The 16,322-nt window shown below is 40.7% G+C and carries 8 protein-coding genes and 3 rRNA genes; 2 read left to right on the top strand and 9 right to left on the bottom strand.

What is annotated here, in order from left to right; genetic code table 11:
* Together JG479_RS19235 and JG479_RS19240 are read left to right on the top strand one after the other, a co-directional pair.
* A complete protein-coding gene (locus tag JG479_RS19235) occupies positions 1-528 on the top strand; it encodes a YfiR family protein (RefSeq protein ID WP_080945067.1) in 528 nt (175 codons plus the stop codon).
* Between the two features lie 4 nt (positions 529-532).
* Positions 533-2,554, top strand: a complete 2,022-nt coding sequence (locus JG479_RS19240; RefSeq protein ID WP_200220452.1) for a putative bifunctional diguanylate cyclase/phosphodiesterase — start codon at positions 533-535, stop codon at positions 2,552-2,554.
* A 253-nt stretch (positions 2,555-2,807) separates the two neighbouring features.
* On the opposite strand, the gene JG479_RS19245 is transcribed toward JG479_RS19240, so the two are convergent.
* The 9 genes from JG479_RS19245 to JG479_RS19285 all read right to left on the bottom strand — a co-directional run bounded on the left by JG479_RS19245 (position 2,808) and on the right by JG479_RS19285 (position 16,164).
* Positions 2,808-3,443, bottom strand: a complete 636-nt coding sequence (locus JG479_RS19245) for a methyltransferase family protein (RefSeq protein WP_200220453.1) — start codon at positions 3,441-3,443, stop codon at positions 2,808-2,810.
* A 700-nt stretch (positions 3,444-4,143) separates the two neighbouring features.
* Positions 4,144-4,258: ribosomal RNA gene (gene rrf, locus JG479_RS19250) — 5S ribosomal RNA — on the bottom strand.
* A gap of 206 nt (positions 4,259-4,464) precedes the next feature.
* Positions 4,465-7,354 (bottom strand): 23S ribosomal RNA (locus JG479_RS19255).
* A gap of 300 nt (positions 7,355-7,654) precedes the next feature.
* Positions 7,655-9,190 (bottom strand): 16S ribosomal RNA (locus tag JG479_RS19260).
* Together the 16S, 23S and 5S rRNA genes form the textbook arrangement of a ribosomal RNA operon.
* A gap of 635 nt (positions 9,191-9,825) precedes the next feature.
* On the bottom strand, positions 9,826-12,747 hold the full coding sequence (locus JG479_RS19265; protein ID WP_200220454.1) for a TonB-dependent receptor: 2,922 nt from the start codon (positions 12,745-12,747) through the stop codon (positions 9,826-9,828).
* A gap of 292 nt (positions 12,748-13,039) precedes the next feature.
* The gene (locus JG479_RS19270; RefSeq protein ID WP_002961275.1) at positions 13,040-13,882 is read right to left on the bottom strand and encodes an SDR family oxidoreductase; all 843 of its coding nucleotides are present in this window, start codon (positions 13,880-13,882) and stop codon (positions 13,040-13,042) included.
* A 19-nt stretch (positions 13,883-13,901) separates the two neighbouring features.
* Entirely contained in the window at positions 13,902-14,810 is a 909-nt protein-coding gene (locus tag JG479_RS19275; protein WP_200220455.1) for a helix-turn-helix domain-containing protein, read from the bottom strand.
* A 192-nt stretch (positions 14,811-15,002) separates the two neighbouring features.
* Entirely contained in the window at positions 15,003-15,701 is a 699-nt protein-coding gene (locus JG479_RS19280; RefSeq protein ID WP_200220456.1) for a metallophosphoesterase, read from the bottom strand.
* Positions 15,702-15,915: 214 nt separating this feature from the next.
* Positions 15,916-16,164, bottom strand: coding sequence for a YfhL family 4Fe-4S dicluster ferredoxin (locus tag JG479_RS19285; protein WP_149603474.1), 249 nt, complete (start codon positions 16,162-16,164; stop codon positions 15,916-15,918).
* Between the last annotated feature and the right edge of the window lie 158 nt (positions 16,165-16,322).

Consider the following 16,322-nt stretch of genomic DNA (forward strand, 5'->3'; position numbering starts at 1 on the left):
ATGATTAAATTAAGAAGTTTAATTCACAGTAGCTTAATAACGTTGACACTTTTTAGTGCCAGCGTTTGTGCTGTTGAAAAAGAATACATGCTAAAAGCAGGCTTCTTATATAACTTTGCACGTTTTGGACACTGGGATTATCATTTAGAATCTCTTAATGAATTTATTATTTGTAGCCCTGATAAATACTTTATTGATGCGGCTAACAACGCTTTAAAAAGTCGCACTATAAAAAACTTACCTCTATACAATAAATTAATCACTCTTGATGAAGTAACAACCTCGGCGTGTAACATGCTATTTATTACCTCTGATACATTTATCGAATGGCAAAACATAACACCTTTAGAGCTGAAAAACGTTATGCTCATTGGTGAAACAGACACATTTATTGAAAATGGCGGTCATATCAGGTTTTTTCTTTCCAGTGGTAAAATTCGCTTTGAAATTGCTCCAAAACAGCTTAAAGATGCAGGCATTACTATGAGCTCAAAAGTGCTACGCCTTGCCCGCGTTGTAGATAGGTAGTGCAATGAAAAAACTATTTGCATTAAATACGATGAGCAAAAAATTACTATTTATCTTAATGAGTGTTGCACTTGTATCAACCGCGACAGTAACCATTGTATTTAGTGCTTATGAAATCACTAGCGCTAAAGAGGAACAAATAGAAAGCTTGGGCTCTCTGTCAAAAATGCTTTCACCGAATATAACTACAGCACTTATGTTTGATGATATAGATGCAGTGCAAGAGCTTATAAACCCAATACTTATACGCTCAGATGTTATTAGTATAATGGTAACAAGTATGACTGGTGAGGAACTTGTTATTGCGCAATCCGAAGATGAAGATATGGAGCAAAGTATTGAAGTAAGTACACCCCTTCAGCTCGATATGCATGATTACGGTATATTAAAAATACGCGCTAACAACAGCTACATTCAAGACAGAATTACTTTTTACTTTAAGTTTATAATGATTTTGATGGTATTCACCTTTGCCGTCAGCCTAATTTTATCTCTTTTATTAAGGCGTCGCTTTTTAAACCCTATTTTATATCTAGCTCAAACAGCAAATAAAATAACTACATCACACGATTATAGCTTACGCGCTAAACAGCTATCACAAGATGAAGTAGGACAATTAACCTCTTGTTTTAATGCGATGTTATACAACATTGAGCAAAGAGAAAATTCATTAGAAAACCAAGTTAGACTGCGTACTAATGAACTTGAAAATGCGAATATTCAGTTGCAACAATATGCCTACCAAGATGGATTAACCGACTTACCGAACAGGCGTTATTTTTACGAAAAACTACAAAGCTTAGTAAGTATTAAGGAAATGAAGTTCGCCCTTATATTCATAGATTTGGATGGCTTTAAAGAAGTAAATGACAGCCTAGGTCACGACTACGGTGATTTACTCTTACACCAAGTAGCCACAAGACTGCAAAGTTGTATAACGACTAAAGATACAGTCGCACGTTTAGGTGGTGACGAATTTACATTAATTTTAGAGGGTGTAAATAGTCCTGATGAAGCATCAAAAATTGCCGAAGCAGTAAAAAGTAGCTTAATGCAGAGCATTAAAGTAAAAAAAGAGACAGTCTATGTTACCGCAAGCATAGGTTTAACATTTTTCCCTGCTGATGGTTTAACAGTAGAAGAGCTCGTTAGACGCGCTGACCAAGCAATGTATTTATCTAAAAATAAAGGGCGGAATCGCTATGAATTTTTCTCTTATGCTATAGAAGAAAAAGCCACAGAAAAGCGTCGTCTAATAGAGGAGATACGCACTGCAATTGTTAAAAACCAATTTGAATTATTTTACCAACCTATATTTTCAATCGACGGGAAATCAGTACCAAAAGCTGAAGCTCTAATTCGTTGGAACCACCCTGAACGAGGCCTAATAGGGCCAAATGAATTTATACCAGTTGCTGAAAAAAACGGATTAATAAACGATATTGGCCAATGGGTAAAATCTCAAGCAATTCAAGATACCGTCCAATTCAATGTTTTAAGTGAAAAGGCAATTCAAGTCAGTGTGAATACATCACCTCTTGAAATTGACCGTGCTGGTTGCTGGGTGGATGAATGGATTGTAGCAAGTAAAAAGTATCAACTACCTGCAAACACAATTTTAATTGAAGTCACTGAAAATACTTTAATGGATCCCGACTCGTCAATACAACGACAATTAAAACGCTTAAGCACTATTAATATAGATATTGCGATTGACGACTTCGGTGTTGGTTATTCTTCTTTGGCGTATTTACAACGCTTAGATATAGATATTTTAAAAATAGATCGCTCATTTATCAACGATATAGAATCAAACGATAATAGTATTGCTCTCGTGAAAGCTATTATCACTATGGCTCACAATCTAGACGTAATGGTGGTTGCTGAAGGAGTTGAGACACAAAAACAGTATGACCTATTAAAGCAGCTTGCTTGTGATTATATTCAAGGCTACATTTTTTCAAAGGCAATTACTAAACAAGAGTTTATGGAAAAGTATATAATACCAATCCGCAATAATACTTAATCATTTTGCGGGGCTGAGCGTGTCGCTACCTGTGTTAAAAAATTCTCATTTAGAACAACTAAATAGCAAATTTTTTGCCTAGCTATCAACACGTTTTTCCATCCTCAAAATAGATCACTTAATTAAGCTAATTGGTATAAAACAAAAAGAAGTGATCTGATTTATGTCCATCGTGCTAGATTTTAGCAAGCCAACACAGAACACTTCTTTACTATTGCCTTAAAAATCCATGTATTTAAAGCTCAATCCCAAGCTATAACCAGCGAGGGACTAGTTGTTGATACTCTTTATATTGTGTAGAAAAACGATGAGCTAAATGAGCCTCCTCAACTAATGTTTGTCTATATATAGCTGTAAAACCAATAACTAAACAGGTCAAACTAAATATACTAGGTAAGGCTAAAAAGAACCCCACCTGTGCAGCTACAACGCCTAAATACATCGGATTCCTAGAGTATTCATATAATCCTGATGTTTTAAGCTCATGTGGTCCCTTAGGATCAATGCCTGAACGCCAAAGGGCTGCCATATGAAAATGTACAAACATCGTTAAAATAAAGCCTGCGGTCAATAATACATCGCCAAATAATACGCCTGGCCAGCCATTGAGTATTGGGAATAGCCCAAGATAGCTATCTAACTCAGGTACAAACACTCTAATTACACATACAAACCAAATAGCAGCCCTGAAAAATTTAAAAACCATATGGTTCCACCAACTAGTACAAAATTTATCACCGGGATAAATAACGCCTGATGGTGTATTTCGATTTTTATAAATAATTCTAAATGTATAAAATCCGGCAACAAAAGTATAAAAAATAGCTAAGTAAACTCGGGTAAATTCAACTAGCGATGCAGAGTCATCTACAAATGTTTCATAAGGCATTTAAGTTACAGCTCACAATCATTATTGGTAGTAATTTTAAAACAACTAAGCCAATAGATTTAGTTATAAGATCATGAAATCATATTAGTATTCATTGCCCTCATAAACAAGCTAAGTCTGTGGTTAGTTAACGAGTTATAATGAACTAATCAAACTAATTTATAAATTCTGTTTGATACTTCACCTAAACAACTGCTTACACAAACCGAAAAAGTAAATTCGGTAGTTCACAATTTTGTTTTTATACCAATTCGCTTAATTAAGTGATCTATTTTTCCGCCCTACTCGATGGTGTTGGTATGAGTGTATGTTAATTGCGCGTATTTCACTTTTCTGCAGACGTAAAAAAGCCCGACTATTTCTAGTCGGGCTCTCTACAATTTGAAGCCTGGTAGTGTCGTAGTGCCCACAGCGGTGGAGAGCCACAGTGAAATGCTACACTCTCTTTGTGTCGCGATATGAGTGTGTTAATTGCGCACATTTTACTTTTCTGCAGACGTAAAAAAGCCCGACTATTTCTAGTCGGGCTCTCTACAATTTGAAGCCTGGTAGTGTCGTAGTGCCCACAGCGGTGGAGAGCCACAGTGAAATGCTACACTCTCTTTGTGTCGCGATATGAGTGTGTTAATTGCGCACATTTTACTTTTCTGCAGACGTAAAAAAGCCCGACTATTTCTAGTCGGGCTTTCTACAATTTGAAGCCTGGTAATGTCCTACTTTCACATAGCAAATGCTACACTATCATCGGCGCTGTTTCGTTTCACTACTGAGTTCGGCATGGAGTCAGGTGGGTCCAAAACGCTATTGTCACCAAGCAAATTAGGTGCAAAGAATCAATGACAAGCACGTAGTGCTACCATTTTCTTTGCGCAAGGTGCCTCAACTTTAACGCTACGCGCTAAGAGTCACCTCTTGAATTTGGAAAATATCTGATAATATTTTTTAAGTCTTTCTAAGTAATTTCTACTTTAGTTATATTAACTTCTGTCTAAACTGTCGCATAAAACGCGTTTGGCGTTGTATGGTTAAGCCTCACGGGTAATTAGTACAAGTTAGCTTAATGGCTCACACCACTTCCACATCTTGCCTATCAACGTTGTAGTCTTCAACGGCCCTTCAGAGACTTTAAAAGTCTAGTGAGAACTCATCTCGAGGCCTGCTTCGCGCTTAGATGCTTTCAGCGCTTATCAGTTCCGAACGTAGCTACCGGGCAATGCCATTGGCATGACAACCCGAACACCAGCGGTTCGTTCACTCCGGTCCTCTCGTACTAGGAGCAACCCCTCTCAATTCTCAAACGCCCACGGCAGATAGGGACCGAACTGTCTCACGACGTTCTAAACCCAGCTCGCGTACCACTTTAAATGGCGAACAGCCATACCCTTGGGACCGACTTCAGCCCCAGGATGTGATGAGCCGACATCGAGGTGCCAAACACCGCCGTCGATATGAACTCTTGGGCGGTATCAGCCTGTTATCCCCGGAGTACCTTTTATCCGTTGAGCGATGGCCCTTCCATTCAGAACCACCGGATCACTATGACCTACTTTCGTACCTGCTCGACGTGTCTGTCTCGCAGTTAAGCTGGCTTCTACCATTACACTAACCGTACGATGTCCGACCGTACTTAGCCAACCTTCGTGCTCCTCCGTTACTCTTTAGGAGGAGACCGCCCCAGTCAAACTACCCACCAGGCACTGTCCGTAACCCCGATTCAGGGGCCAACGTTAGAACATCAAAACTACAAGGGTGGTATTTCAAGGTTGACTCCACAACAACTAGCGTCGCTGCTTCAAAGTCTCCCACCTATCCTACACATGTAGGTTCAATGTTCAGTGCCAAGCTGTAGTAAAGGTTCACGGGGTCTTTCCGTCTAGCCGCGGGTACACAGCATCTTCACTGCGATTTCAATTTCACTGAGTCTCGGGTGGAGACAGCGTGGCCATGGTTACACCATTCGTGCAGGTCGGAACTTACCCGACAAGGAATTTCGCTACCTTAGGACCGTTATAGTTACGGCCGCCGTTTACCGGGGCTTCGATCAAGAGCTTCTCCCTAAGGATAACCCCATCAATTAACCTTCCGGCACCGGGCAGGTGTCACACCGTATACGTCATCTTGCGATTTTGCACAGTGCTGTGTTTTTAATAAACAGTCCCAGCCACCTGGTCACTGCGGCTCCCGTCCGCTTAGAGAGCAAGTCTCATCACAGATAGGAGCGTACCTTCTCCCGAAGTTACGGTACGATTTTGCCTAGTTCCTTCACCCGAGTTCTCTCAAGCGCCTTAGTATTCTCTACCTGACCACCTGTGTCGGTTTGGGGTACGATTCCATATAATCTGAAGCTTAGAGGCTTTTCCTGGAAGTATGGCATCAACAACTTCATCACCGTAGTGACTCGTCTCGTGTCTCAGTCTTAATAGCAACCCGGATTTACCTAAGTCGCCAACCTACTCACTTTCACATGGACTACCAACGCCATGCTTGTTTAGCCTGCTCCGTCCCCCCATCGCAATTATATCGAGTACAGAAATATTAATCTGTTTCCCATCGACTACGCCTTTCGGCCTCGCCTTAGGGGTCGACTTACCCTACCCTGATTAACATGGGATAGGAACCCTTGGTCTTCCGGCGTGGGAGTTTTTCACTCCCATTATCGTTACTCATGTCAGCATTCGCACTTCTGATACGTCCAGCATACCTCCCGGTACACCTTCAACCGCTTACAGAACGCTCCCCTACCACTCAGAATAAATTCTGAATCCGCAGCTTCGGTGCATAGTTTAGCCCCGTTACATCTTCCGCGCAGACCGACTCGACCAGTGAGCTATTACGCTTTCTTTAAAGGATGGCTGCTTCTAAGCCAACCTCCTGGCTGTCTGGGCCTTTCCACATCGTTTCCCACTTAACTATGACTTTGGGACCTTAGCTGGCGGTCTGGGTTGTTTCCCTCTTCACGACGGACGTTAGCACCCGCCGTGTGTCTCCCGGATATTACTTTACGGTATTCGGAGTTTGCAAAGGGTTGGTAAGTCGGGATGACCCCCTAGCCTTAACAGTGCTCTACCCCCGTAAGTATTCGTCCGAGGCTCTACCTAAATAGATTTCGGGGAGAACCAGCTATCTCCCGGTTTGATTAGCCTTTCACTCCTAGCCACAGGTCATCCCCTAACTTTTCAACGTTAGTGGGTTCGGTCCTCCAGTTGATGTTACTCAACCTTCAACCTGCCCATGGCTAGATCACCGGGTTTCGGGTCTATACCTTGCAACTAGTCGCCCAGTTAAGACTCGGTTTCCCTACGGCTACCCTATTCGGTTAACCTCGCTACAAAATATAAGTCGCTGACCCATTATACAAAAGGTACGCAGTCACCCAACAAGTGGGCTCCTACTGCTTGTACGTACACGGTTTCAGGTTCTATTTCACTCCCCTCACAGGGGTTCTTTTCGCCTTTCCCTCACGGTACTGGTTCACTATCGGTCAGTTGGGAGTATTTAGCCTTAGATGATGGTCCACCTATATTCAGTCAAAGTTTCACGTGCTCCGACCTACTCGATTTCACTTAAAATGTCTTTTCATGTACGGGACTATCACCCTGTATCGTGGCACTTTCCAGAGCCTTCCATTAACACATAATAAGCTTAAGGGCTGTTCCGATTTCGCTCGCCGCTACTTTCGGAATCTCGGTTGATTTCTTTTCCTACGGGTACTTAGATGTTTCAGTTCTCCGCGTTCGCCTCGTTAACCTATGTATTCAGTTAACGATACCTGCAAGCAGGTGGGTTTCCCCATTCGGAAATCCTAGTCTCAAGCGCTTTTTACTAGCTTGACTAGGCTTATCGCAAGTTAATACGTCCTTCATCGCCTCCAACTGCCAAGGCATCCACCGTGTACGCTTAGTCACTTAACCATACAACCCAAACGGGTCTTTGTTTTGTGACAGTTTAACTTCGCCAGAAGTCAATATTGAATACTAAAGTAGATACCAATCAATCAACTCATAAGAGTTAATTAAATGGCACTGAATGGTACTGCTACCATTCTTTTTTTACTTTTGAAAACTCTTGATAAATAACAATGTTATTCATCAGAATTTTATTATCAGCTTTTCCAAATTTTTAAAGAGCATATTAATTAGTTATTCCGAAGAACAAGCACTAATTAACAATCATCTGTGTGGACACTACGAACAAATAAGTTCTAAATCGTATAAGGAGGTGATCCAGCCCCAGGTTCCCCTAGGGCTACCTTGTTACGACTTCACCCCAGTCATGAATCACTCCGTGGTAAACGTCCTCCCGAGGGTTAGACTATCTACTTCTGGAGCAACCCACTCCCATGGTGTGACGGGCGGTGTGTACAAGGCCCGGGAACGTATTCACCGCGTCATTCTGATACGCGATTACTAGCGATTCCGACTTCATGGAGTCGAGTTGCAGACTCCAATCCGGACTACGACGCACTTTAAGTGATTCGCTTACTCTCGCGAGTTCGCAGCACTCTGTATGCGCCATTGTAGCACGTGTGTAGCCCTACACGTAAGGGCCATGATGACTTGACGTCGTCCCCACCTTCCTCCGGTTTATCACCGGCAGTCTCCTTAGAGTTCTCAGCATTACCTGCTAGCAACTAAGGATAGGGGTTGCGCTCGTTGCGGGACTTAACCCAACATCTCACAACACGAGCTGACGACAGCCATGCAGCACCTGTATCAGAGTTCCCGAAGGCACCAAACCATCTCTGGTAAGTTCTCTGTATGTCAAGTGTAGGTAAGGTTCTTCGCGTTGCATCGAATTAAACCACATGCTCCACCGCTTGTGCGGGCCCCCGTCAATTCATTTGAGTTTTAACCTTGCGGCCGTACTCCCCAGGCGGTCTACTTAATGCGTTAGCTTTGAAAAACAGAACCGAGGCTCCGAGCTTCTAGTAGACATCGTTTACGGCGTGGACTACCGGGGTATCTAATCCCGTTTGCTCCCCACGCTTTCGTACATGAGCGTCAGTGTTGACCCAGGTGGCTGCCTTCGCCATCGGTATTCCTTCAGATCTCTACGCATTTCACCGCTACACCTGAAATTCTACCACCCTCTATCACACTCTAGTTTGCCAGTTCGAAATGCAGTTCCCAGGTTGAGCCCGGGGCTTTCACATCTCGCTTAACAAACCGCCTGCGTACGCTTTACGCCCAGTAATTCCGATTAACGCTCGCACCCTCCGTATTACCGCGGCTGCTGGCACGGAGTTAGCCGGTGCTTCTTCTGTCAGTAACGTCACAGCTAGCAGGTATTAACTACTAACCTTTCCTCCTGACTGAAAGTGCTTTACAACCCGAAGGCCTTCTTCACACACGCGGCATGGCTGCATCAGGCTTGCGCCCATTGTGCAATATTCCCCACTGCTGCCTCCCGTAGGAGTCTGGGCCGTGTCTCAGTCCCAGTGTGGCTGATCATCCTCTCAAACCAGCTAGGGATCGTCGCCTTGGTGAGCCATTACCTCACCAACTAGCTAATCCCACTTGGGCCAATCTAAAGGCGAGAGCCGAAGCCCCCTTTGGTCCGTAGACATTATGCGGTATTAGCAGTCGTTTCCAACTGTTGTCCCCCACCTCAAGGCATGTTCCCAAGCATTACTCACCCGTCCGCCGCTCGTCAGCAAAGTAGCAAGCTACTTTCTGTTACCGCTCGACTTGCATGTGTTAGGCCTGCCGCCAGCGTTCAATCTGAGCCATGATCAAACTCTTCAATTAAAAAGTTTTATGTCTTTCGACAGCTCAATGAATTCTGAATTTTTGTTTTTGTTGCCAAAAACGAATTGACTGTGCGTTATTATTTTCACTTTTAAAAAAGTAAAATCAAAACAGCTCAAGGCTGAATCTTTTAATAACATATGGTCACTCAGTTTCAATTGAGACTCTAATTTGTTTGCCTCGCTACCTAAGTAGGTTGGCTGTTAGAACTCAATCTGTACGAGTGCCCACACAGATGATTGCTTTATATTGTTAAAGAACGTTTTGAGTCGCTTTAGCGCCTCAAGGGATGCGAATAATACACCCTTTATTTTTCAAGTCAACACTTTGTTTTAAACTTTCTTTTTAGAAGATTTAAAACCGAAGTTTTATTTAACTCTCTGAGTAGTTCGTGCCTCGCTATGCGTTGGCGTTTCCCGTCTCAGTGGGGTCGCATTATAGGGAGAACAGATTTTTACGCAAGCGTTTTATTGACAAAACTTTAAATAAAGCACTGTTCGCTGAGAATTTGAGCTAAACGCATTAAAAACACAACATAACTAGCACTTTATTAACATTTAACACCTCTTAAAGTGTTTGTTATGGCCTGCGCTATCAAAAAATACTGTCTACAGACCTGCTATTAAGTCATTTAGCTAAAAGCTATAGTTAAAGCCCGCGTAAAAACGACGACCTGAGTAGCTAGTATTGAGTAATCGCGCATCGGTGTCATTTCCTAAACGCGTTACTGATTCAGATTTAGTTAAATTAATAACCGCTGCGGTAAAGCTAAGCCCGTCGTATAAATTTACGGATGCATTTACATCGAGTTGTTCGTAAGGGTCCTGGTATACATTTAATCCGCTATTTAAACCGAGTACTGTTTCGCCGCGCTTATTATAAGAAGCACGTACATTAAAATAATCTCCTTCATAATAAACAGAGGTGTTGTACTGATACTTTGCACTACCTATTAAGGCCGACTGACCAAATTCTTCACCATTAATTGTTACATCTGCTCTATTGGTTTTGTTATAAGTGTAATTTGCGTAAAAGCCAAAACCACTATCAAAGGCATGCTGAATAAATACTTCCGCGCCTTTTGATACTGCATCGGTGCCATTACCTACAGTGCTGTAAGGGGCTATATTAATAGTCCCTGCATCCACTATATTATTTTTACCAGCAAAGTTTTGCTCTACGTCGATCACCAGTGGCACAACAAAGTTATCTACTTTTTTATGAAAAAGTGCCAGCCCAACAGCTGAACCTTCGCCATAATAATACTCAATAGATAAATCGGCTTGAATTGATTCAAATGGTTTCAAGTTTTTATTTCCGCCACTACCGCTAAAACCAGGAAGCTCGTTAAATGCGGCTCTATCTTCTGCCCATTCACCTGATACATAGGTAATGCGCTGCTGCGCACCTAAATCACTATAGTCAGGACGAGATATTACTTTAGCTATTGCCCCACGAATAACTAAATCGTCGGTTGCATCCCACGCTATATTAAAGCTTGGCAAAACTTGAGTGTCTTTGTTTTGCTGAGTGACTAATTGATAGTCTTCTACAAAACGAGCGTCACCTGTTACTGGCTCACCTGTTTCATCATTTGTGTGATCTAATTGGTAGGTATATAAGTCAGTAGATGAAGTAAGTGTTTTTGTTTGCACAACACGCACACCCAAATTACCTCTGACTTCACTAAATTCAAAATCACCTTGTATATAAAAAGCCGATATTTTCTCTTCTATATCGTAAACAAAATTATCTTCAATGCGCGTATAAGGTACATAACTAGCAGTGACCATATCGCGATATTTATTCCAGTCGATACTTGGCATTTGGTTTATATCAAAACCACCTGCAATATTATTCTCACTAGTAAATACATTTTTAGCTAATGGCATTCCACCATTCCACTGGTAGCTATCAAAACGGGTAATACCTTGCTCACTTGCTTCCCCTGCAGCAATATCAAAATTTGGATCTAAAAAGAAGGTGTTGCCGGTTTCACGGTGAAGAGTTGAATTGCGGTATTTAACACCGGTTCTAATTGTTTTTAAAAAGCCCCAATCAACATAAAAATCCACATCAGCTTGGTAGTAATCTTCTTCTAGCTCACTGCGTACAAAGCTTGAGTTCGAAGAGCCCGCATCACGACCGCCTCCAACTCCATTTTGTAAATTAACTAATGTATTAGGGTCTATATTAAGTGACACATTATTTTGATTGAGTGACCAGCCTGCCGTTTGAGCTGCGTTTTGAATAGTGGCTGCGCTTTCGCCCGCGTTAGAACTTTTATACGCCGCTTCCCAGCTTTCTTCTGGGCCGCCCTCTGATTGTGTATTACCAATTACAAAGCGCGCTTTAAAATTATTACCTTCATAGGCTAAATTAAAATCAAAGGTATCGGAGGTAGATTCCTCACGTACGTAGCTGCCACGCATCCACGGAAATTGCATATCATTTTCGACACCACTTGCCATTGCATCGTATTGCATACCAGTAACAATAGTGCCCGACTCATCAAGATTTACATCCGTCAAAAAATCAGGATTTAAAGACCACTCTGGTATATCAATCACAGATTCTGTTCTGTCTTGCCCAAGTGTAAAACCAAAATAATTAAAGCCAAGCTCTAAACGATTTGTTGGTCGCCACTGTGAACTAAGTTGAATCCCTTCTCGCTCACGTTTTTCGTTAAGAACAGAACCTCGAACAACTTGCGGAAACCAAACGCCATCGTAACTGTTGCCGTTTGCATCATTAATAGTACCCCAACCGTTATTGTTATCAATTGTATTACCATGTATATCTGTTGCTTGCCCAGTGCCAGTATAGCGCCATACATTAGCATCAGTACCGCCCGAAAGCGTTCTGTTTGTCCGTTCCTGATAGGTATAGCCAACTAATACACCAAAGTTTTCGTTGTCGTTTTTCCATGAATATAAACCCGTAAACTGCGGCTCATACTCTTTTGTAACATCAGCGTAAGTACTCTCGACATTAAATACACCCGAGTTTGCATCCATATTTAAAGGTTTTCGGCTGTGCATTAGTACAGTGCCACCAACCCCACCTTCATCTAAGCGTGCCTCTGGCGATTTATAAACCTCTACGCTTTCAATCATTGAAGACGGTAACAAAGCATAATCAAACGAACGCGAAGGCTCCCCCGGAGAAGATGCTATAAAATTACCATTAAGCTGTGTAAAGGTAAGTTCTGACGATAAACCACGAATACTGACAGATGAACCTTCCCCGCCGTCACGCTCAATTACCACTCCGGGTACACGCTGAAGTGAGTCTGCAACGTTTTTATCAGGGAACTTTCCAATGTCTTCCGCGGTAATGGCATCAACTACAGATCCCGAAATACGTTTTACATCTAAGTTTTCGGCCATACTTGAACGAATACCACGTACTTCTATTACTTCCATATCTTTTGCGTGCTGCGAGTTTTCTTGCGCTGCAACAGCACACGTAGAACCCAAAGCAGAAAAAATTGATACATAAAGTGACGACTTACAAAACGTTGAAAAAGGGAAAGGGTATATGCTTGCTACTATCATGTGAGAGGCTGTTCCATTTAAATCTGCTTATATAAAACCTAAAGCGAGAAGTTAGTCCTTTTACGTAAATTATTTACGAAATGGCAAAAATTGTTCCCAATTTTACACAGCCAAACTTAACCGTTTGTTAATCATCAATATTAAAACTAAATAAACGTTTCATATAACTGTATTAATACCTATTGAATGAAACTTAAAATCCAACCCACACATCAAAACCACTCTTAATTAACAAGCTAAGAGAGGCTTTGTTGAATTTAAATATTTATAGCTTAAAAACAAATTATTCAAATCACCATGAAATCACTTTTTGCTGCTGAAGTTTACCAGTAGGATCTGCTTGCGTTTTAAGTTCACAGAACTCATTTGCCCAAATTGATGTACGCGCTCTTATTGGTGGTTCTTCACTATTTACACATTCCATAACCACATTAGCTACTTCGTCTACTGTTTGAAATACGTCAGCAGAGCGACCTTGAGCACTCGCAATGTACTGCTCTAATATTGGTTTATATTCATCATCTACAATGCCACCAGTTTGCTGAAACTGTGCTAACGCATTATTTGCAAATTCAGAGCTAATACCACCAGGCTCTACATTGGTAAAATTGATATTAAATGCTGGTGTTATATAAGTTGCTACCGATTCAACATAACCTTCAAGTGCGAACTTAGCTGCGCAGTAAATTTCATTAAAAGGTTGACCGACAAGACCGCCTACTGACGATATATTCACAATATGCCCTTGGCGTGCTTTACGCATATGCGGCAAAACAGCTTTTGTACAGCGTACCACTCCTAAAAAGTTTACATCCATTACCCATTGAATGTCTTGCTCTGTAGTTTGTTCGGTTGTTCTTATATACCCTGCCCCTGCATTATTTACGAGTAAATCTATTTGTCCTTGTTCATCTATAACGTCAGTAATACATTGCTCAATACTTAGTGTATTTTGCACATCTAAATACTTTATTTCAGCTTGCACATTCGCGTTTTGAAGAGCGACTTCAAGTGCACCTTTTTTATCTAAATTACGCATAGTTGCCACAACAAAATAACCTTGTTGTGCTAGTTTTACGACAATGCTAATACCTAAACCAGTCGATGTACCGGTTACAATTGCTACTTTTTTCATCTTGTTTCCTGCTACTAAGTTAGTGCTGACTAGCACGGTACTGTGAGGGCGTTAGACCTACTTTGTTTTTAAATAATCGGGCAAAGTATTGCGGGTACGCGAAACCTAATGCATAAGCAATACTTGCAACAGAGTCGCTACTTTCTAATAAGCTATTTTTTGCTTTATCAATTAAATGATTATGAATGACTTGTTGTGCGGTTTGTCCGGTTTCTATTTTTAATGCATCTGTTAAATAGCGACTAGTCATATTTAGTGAGTCAGCAAGGGTATTAACACTCGGAATTTCATTGTTGTTATTGAGCACTAATAGCTCATCAAATTTTTCCAAAAACGAATCAACAATTGCGCTATGGGATTCTTTTCGCAATAAAAACTGTCGACGATAAAACCGTTCTGCATAGTTAAGCAAAACATTGATGTGTGCTAAAAGAATGTCACGGCTAAATTCGTCGTAGCTGATCTTTGATTCGCTTTCTATATTCGCAATTACATTGGCAATTAAACGTTGCTCTTTTGGCGAAAGATGAAGTGCTTCATTAACGGCATAACCAAAAAAAGAAGCCTTTTTGAGTGCAGTACTTAGTGCATGGCCACGAATAAAATCCTCATGAAATACAATTGTTTTCCCTTGAGACTCAACAGTTACACCATTGCTATAAAATGTTTGCTGTGGAGAAAAAAACAATAATGTACCGCTACTACAATCATATTTAGTTTGCCCATATACAATCTCTCCTGCAGTCACCTTTTTTAGAGAAATAGCATAAAAATCGGTGCTAATAACACTTTGAGTATTTAAACATGCTTGGTAATTGTTTTGTGATGAACTGTCTGTTGTTGAAATGGCAAAAAGCGGATGCTCCGGCGCAGGTTTTCCAAGCGCGCTGTAAAAATCTGTGATATTACTAAAATGTACTTTATTCATAGGCCATCTCACTTTGGTTGCTGATAAATAGTTTATAGGCTTGATAAAATAATTACAGTGCACAAATCATCATAAAGTGTATACAAAAAAACGAAGGGGATAATTAGATGTGGTAGTCAGCAGTTTATACTTTAAAAAGCAAAACTGCCGGATGATATTTGAAAGAAGTAACAATTGCTAAATAGCGCTTGGTTAACCAAGCGTAGCAATAACCTCTGAAAGCTCAAGTAATGTCGGCTTTCCACCATAATAATTTGTATCTATATGATAACTATTACCAACCCAAAAAGGCTCTTTAGTTGAGTTATGTCCATGTATTGAAAAGTCGACTCCATGACTTTTAACTACCTTATTTTGTTTAACTACTTCGCGATCCCACAATAGAGATTGCACGATTAGCGATTTATCATCAGGGTAATTTTCCCAATCCCACGATTGTGCAAATGTATGAGACAACCCTATTGTATAACCACGATACTCTAGTACTATTGAAAGCGGTTTAGTTAGTAACTCATCGCACATGACATTGAGCTTTTCACTTGATACCGACTTATGCCAATTGCCACCATTGTCAGTCCATAATTTTAAAGCCGCTTTATCATTACTTAATAATGATTCCAACATTAAATGCTCATGATTACCTAATATCATACATGCCCTAATGGCTTGTAAGTATGTAAATAAGTCATATGTTTTATCCCCGCGATCAACAAAATCGCCTAGGCAAAACAAAGTATCTCTTTCAGGGTTAAAATTTACGTTATTAAGTGCGTTTTTTAAGGCCGGTAAATCACCATCAAGATCGCCAATTACAAATACTCGGCACTCATCATTAATAAATATGGCTTGTTTTGAAGATACAGCCTGAATAGCGTTAATACCAATATCCAAAATAGACTCCTATAGAATGCAATCTAAAACTTAGATTAATACTTGAGTTTATAAAGCCTTAAGGTAACACAATATAGTTGATAATTAATGAAGGTAATAAGATTTGATTGAAACTAAAAATGCATGACAGAGGACCTTAGCTACAACCTAAATAAGTAATGTAAGTAGTGTTTTTAGCATAAATTAAAAGCGGCTTAGCAAAATGCCTGACGAGTTATTTGCCAGTTACCCGCACAAATTTTTCTGCTAGTTCGTCCAAAGTTTCACGCTTATTCGGATTGGGCTTTATGCAGTCAATAGGGCAAACACTTACGCAAGTAGGTTTATCATAATGCCCTACACACTCTGTACATTTGTTTGCATCTATTTGGTATATTTTAGCGCCCATATAAATAGCCCCATTAGGGCATTCTGGGTCACACATATCGCAGTTAATGCATTTGCTATTTATGAGTAGAGCCATTTTTTAGCCTTTTCAATTAATATCATTATAAAACAAAAAGATAAGTAAAAACAAATGTGTGTAAAGGCTAACTTTTGTGCAGTTCTAGTTTAATAAAAAACCGCTATTTTTCATTAAATCGTAACACAAATTAGTAACACAAATTTTTATTTTTGGGT

It is taken from the genome of Pseudoalteromonas sp. LC2018020214, from assembly GCF_016598755.1.
Lineage (GTDB): Bacteria > Pseudomonadota > Gammaproteobacteria > Enterobacterales > Alteromonadaceae > Pseudoalteromonas > Pseudoalteromonas distincta.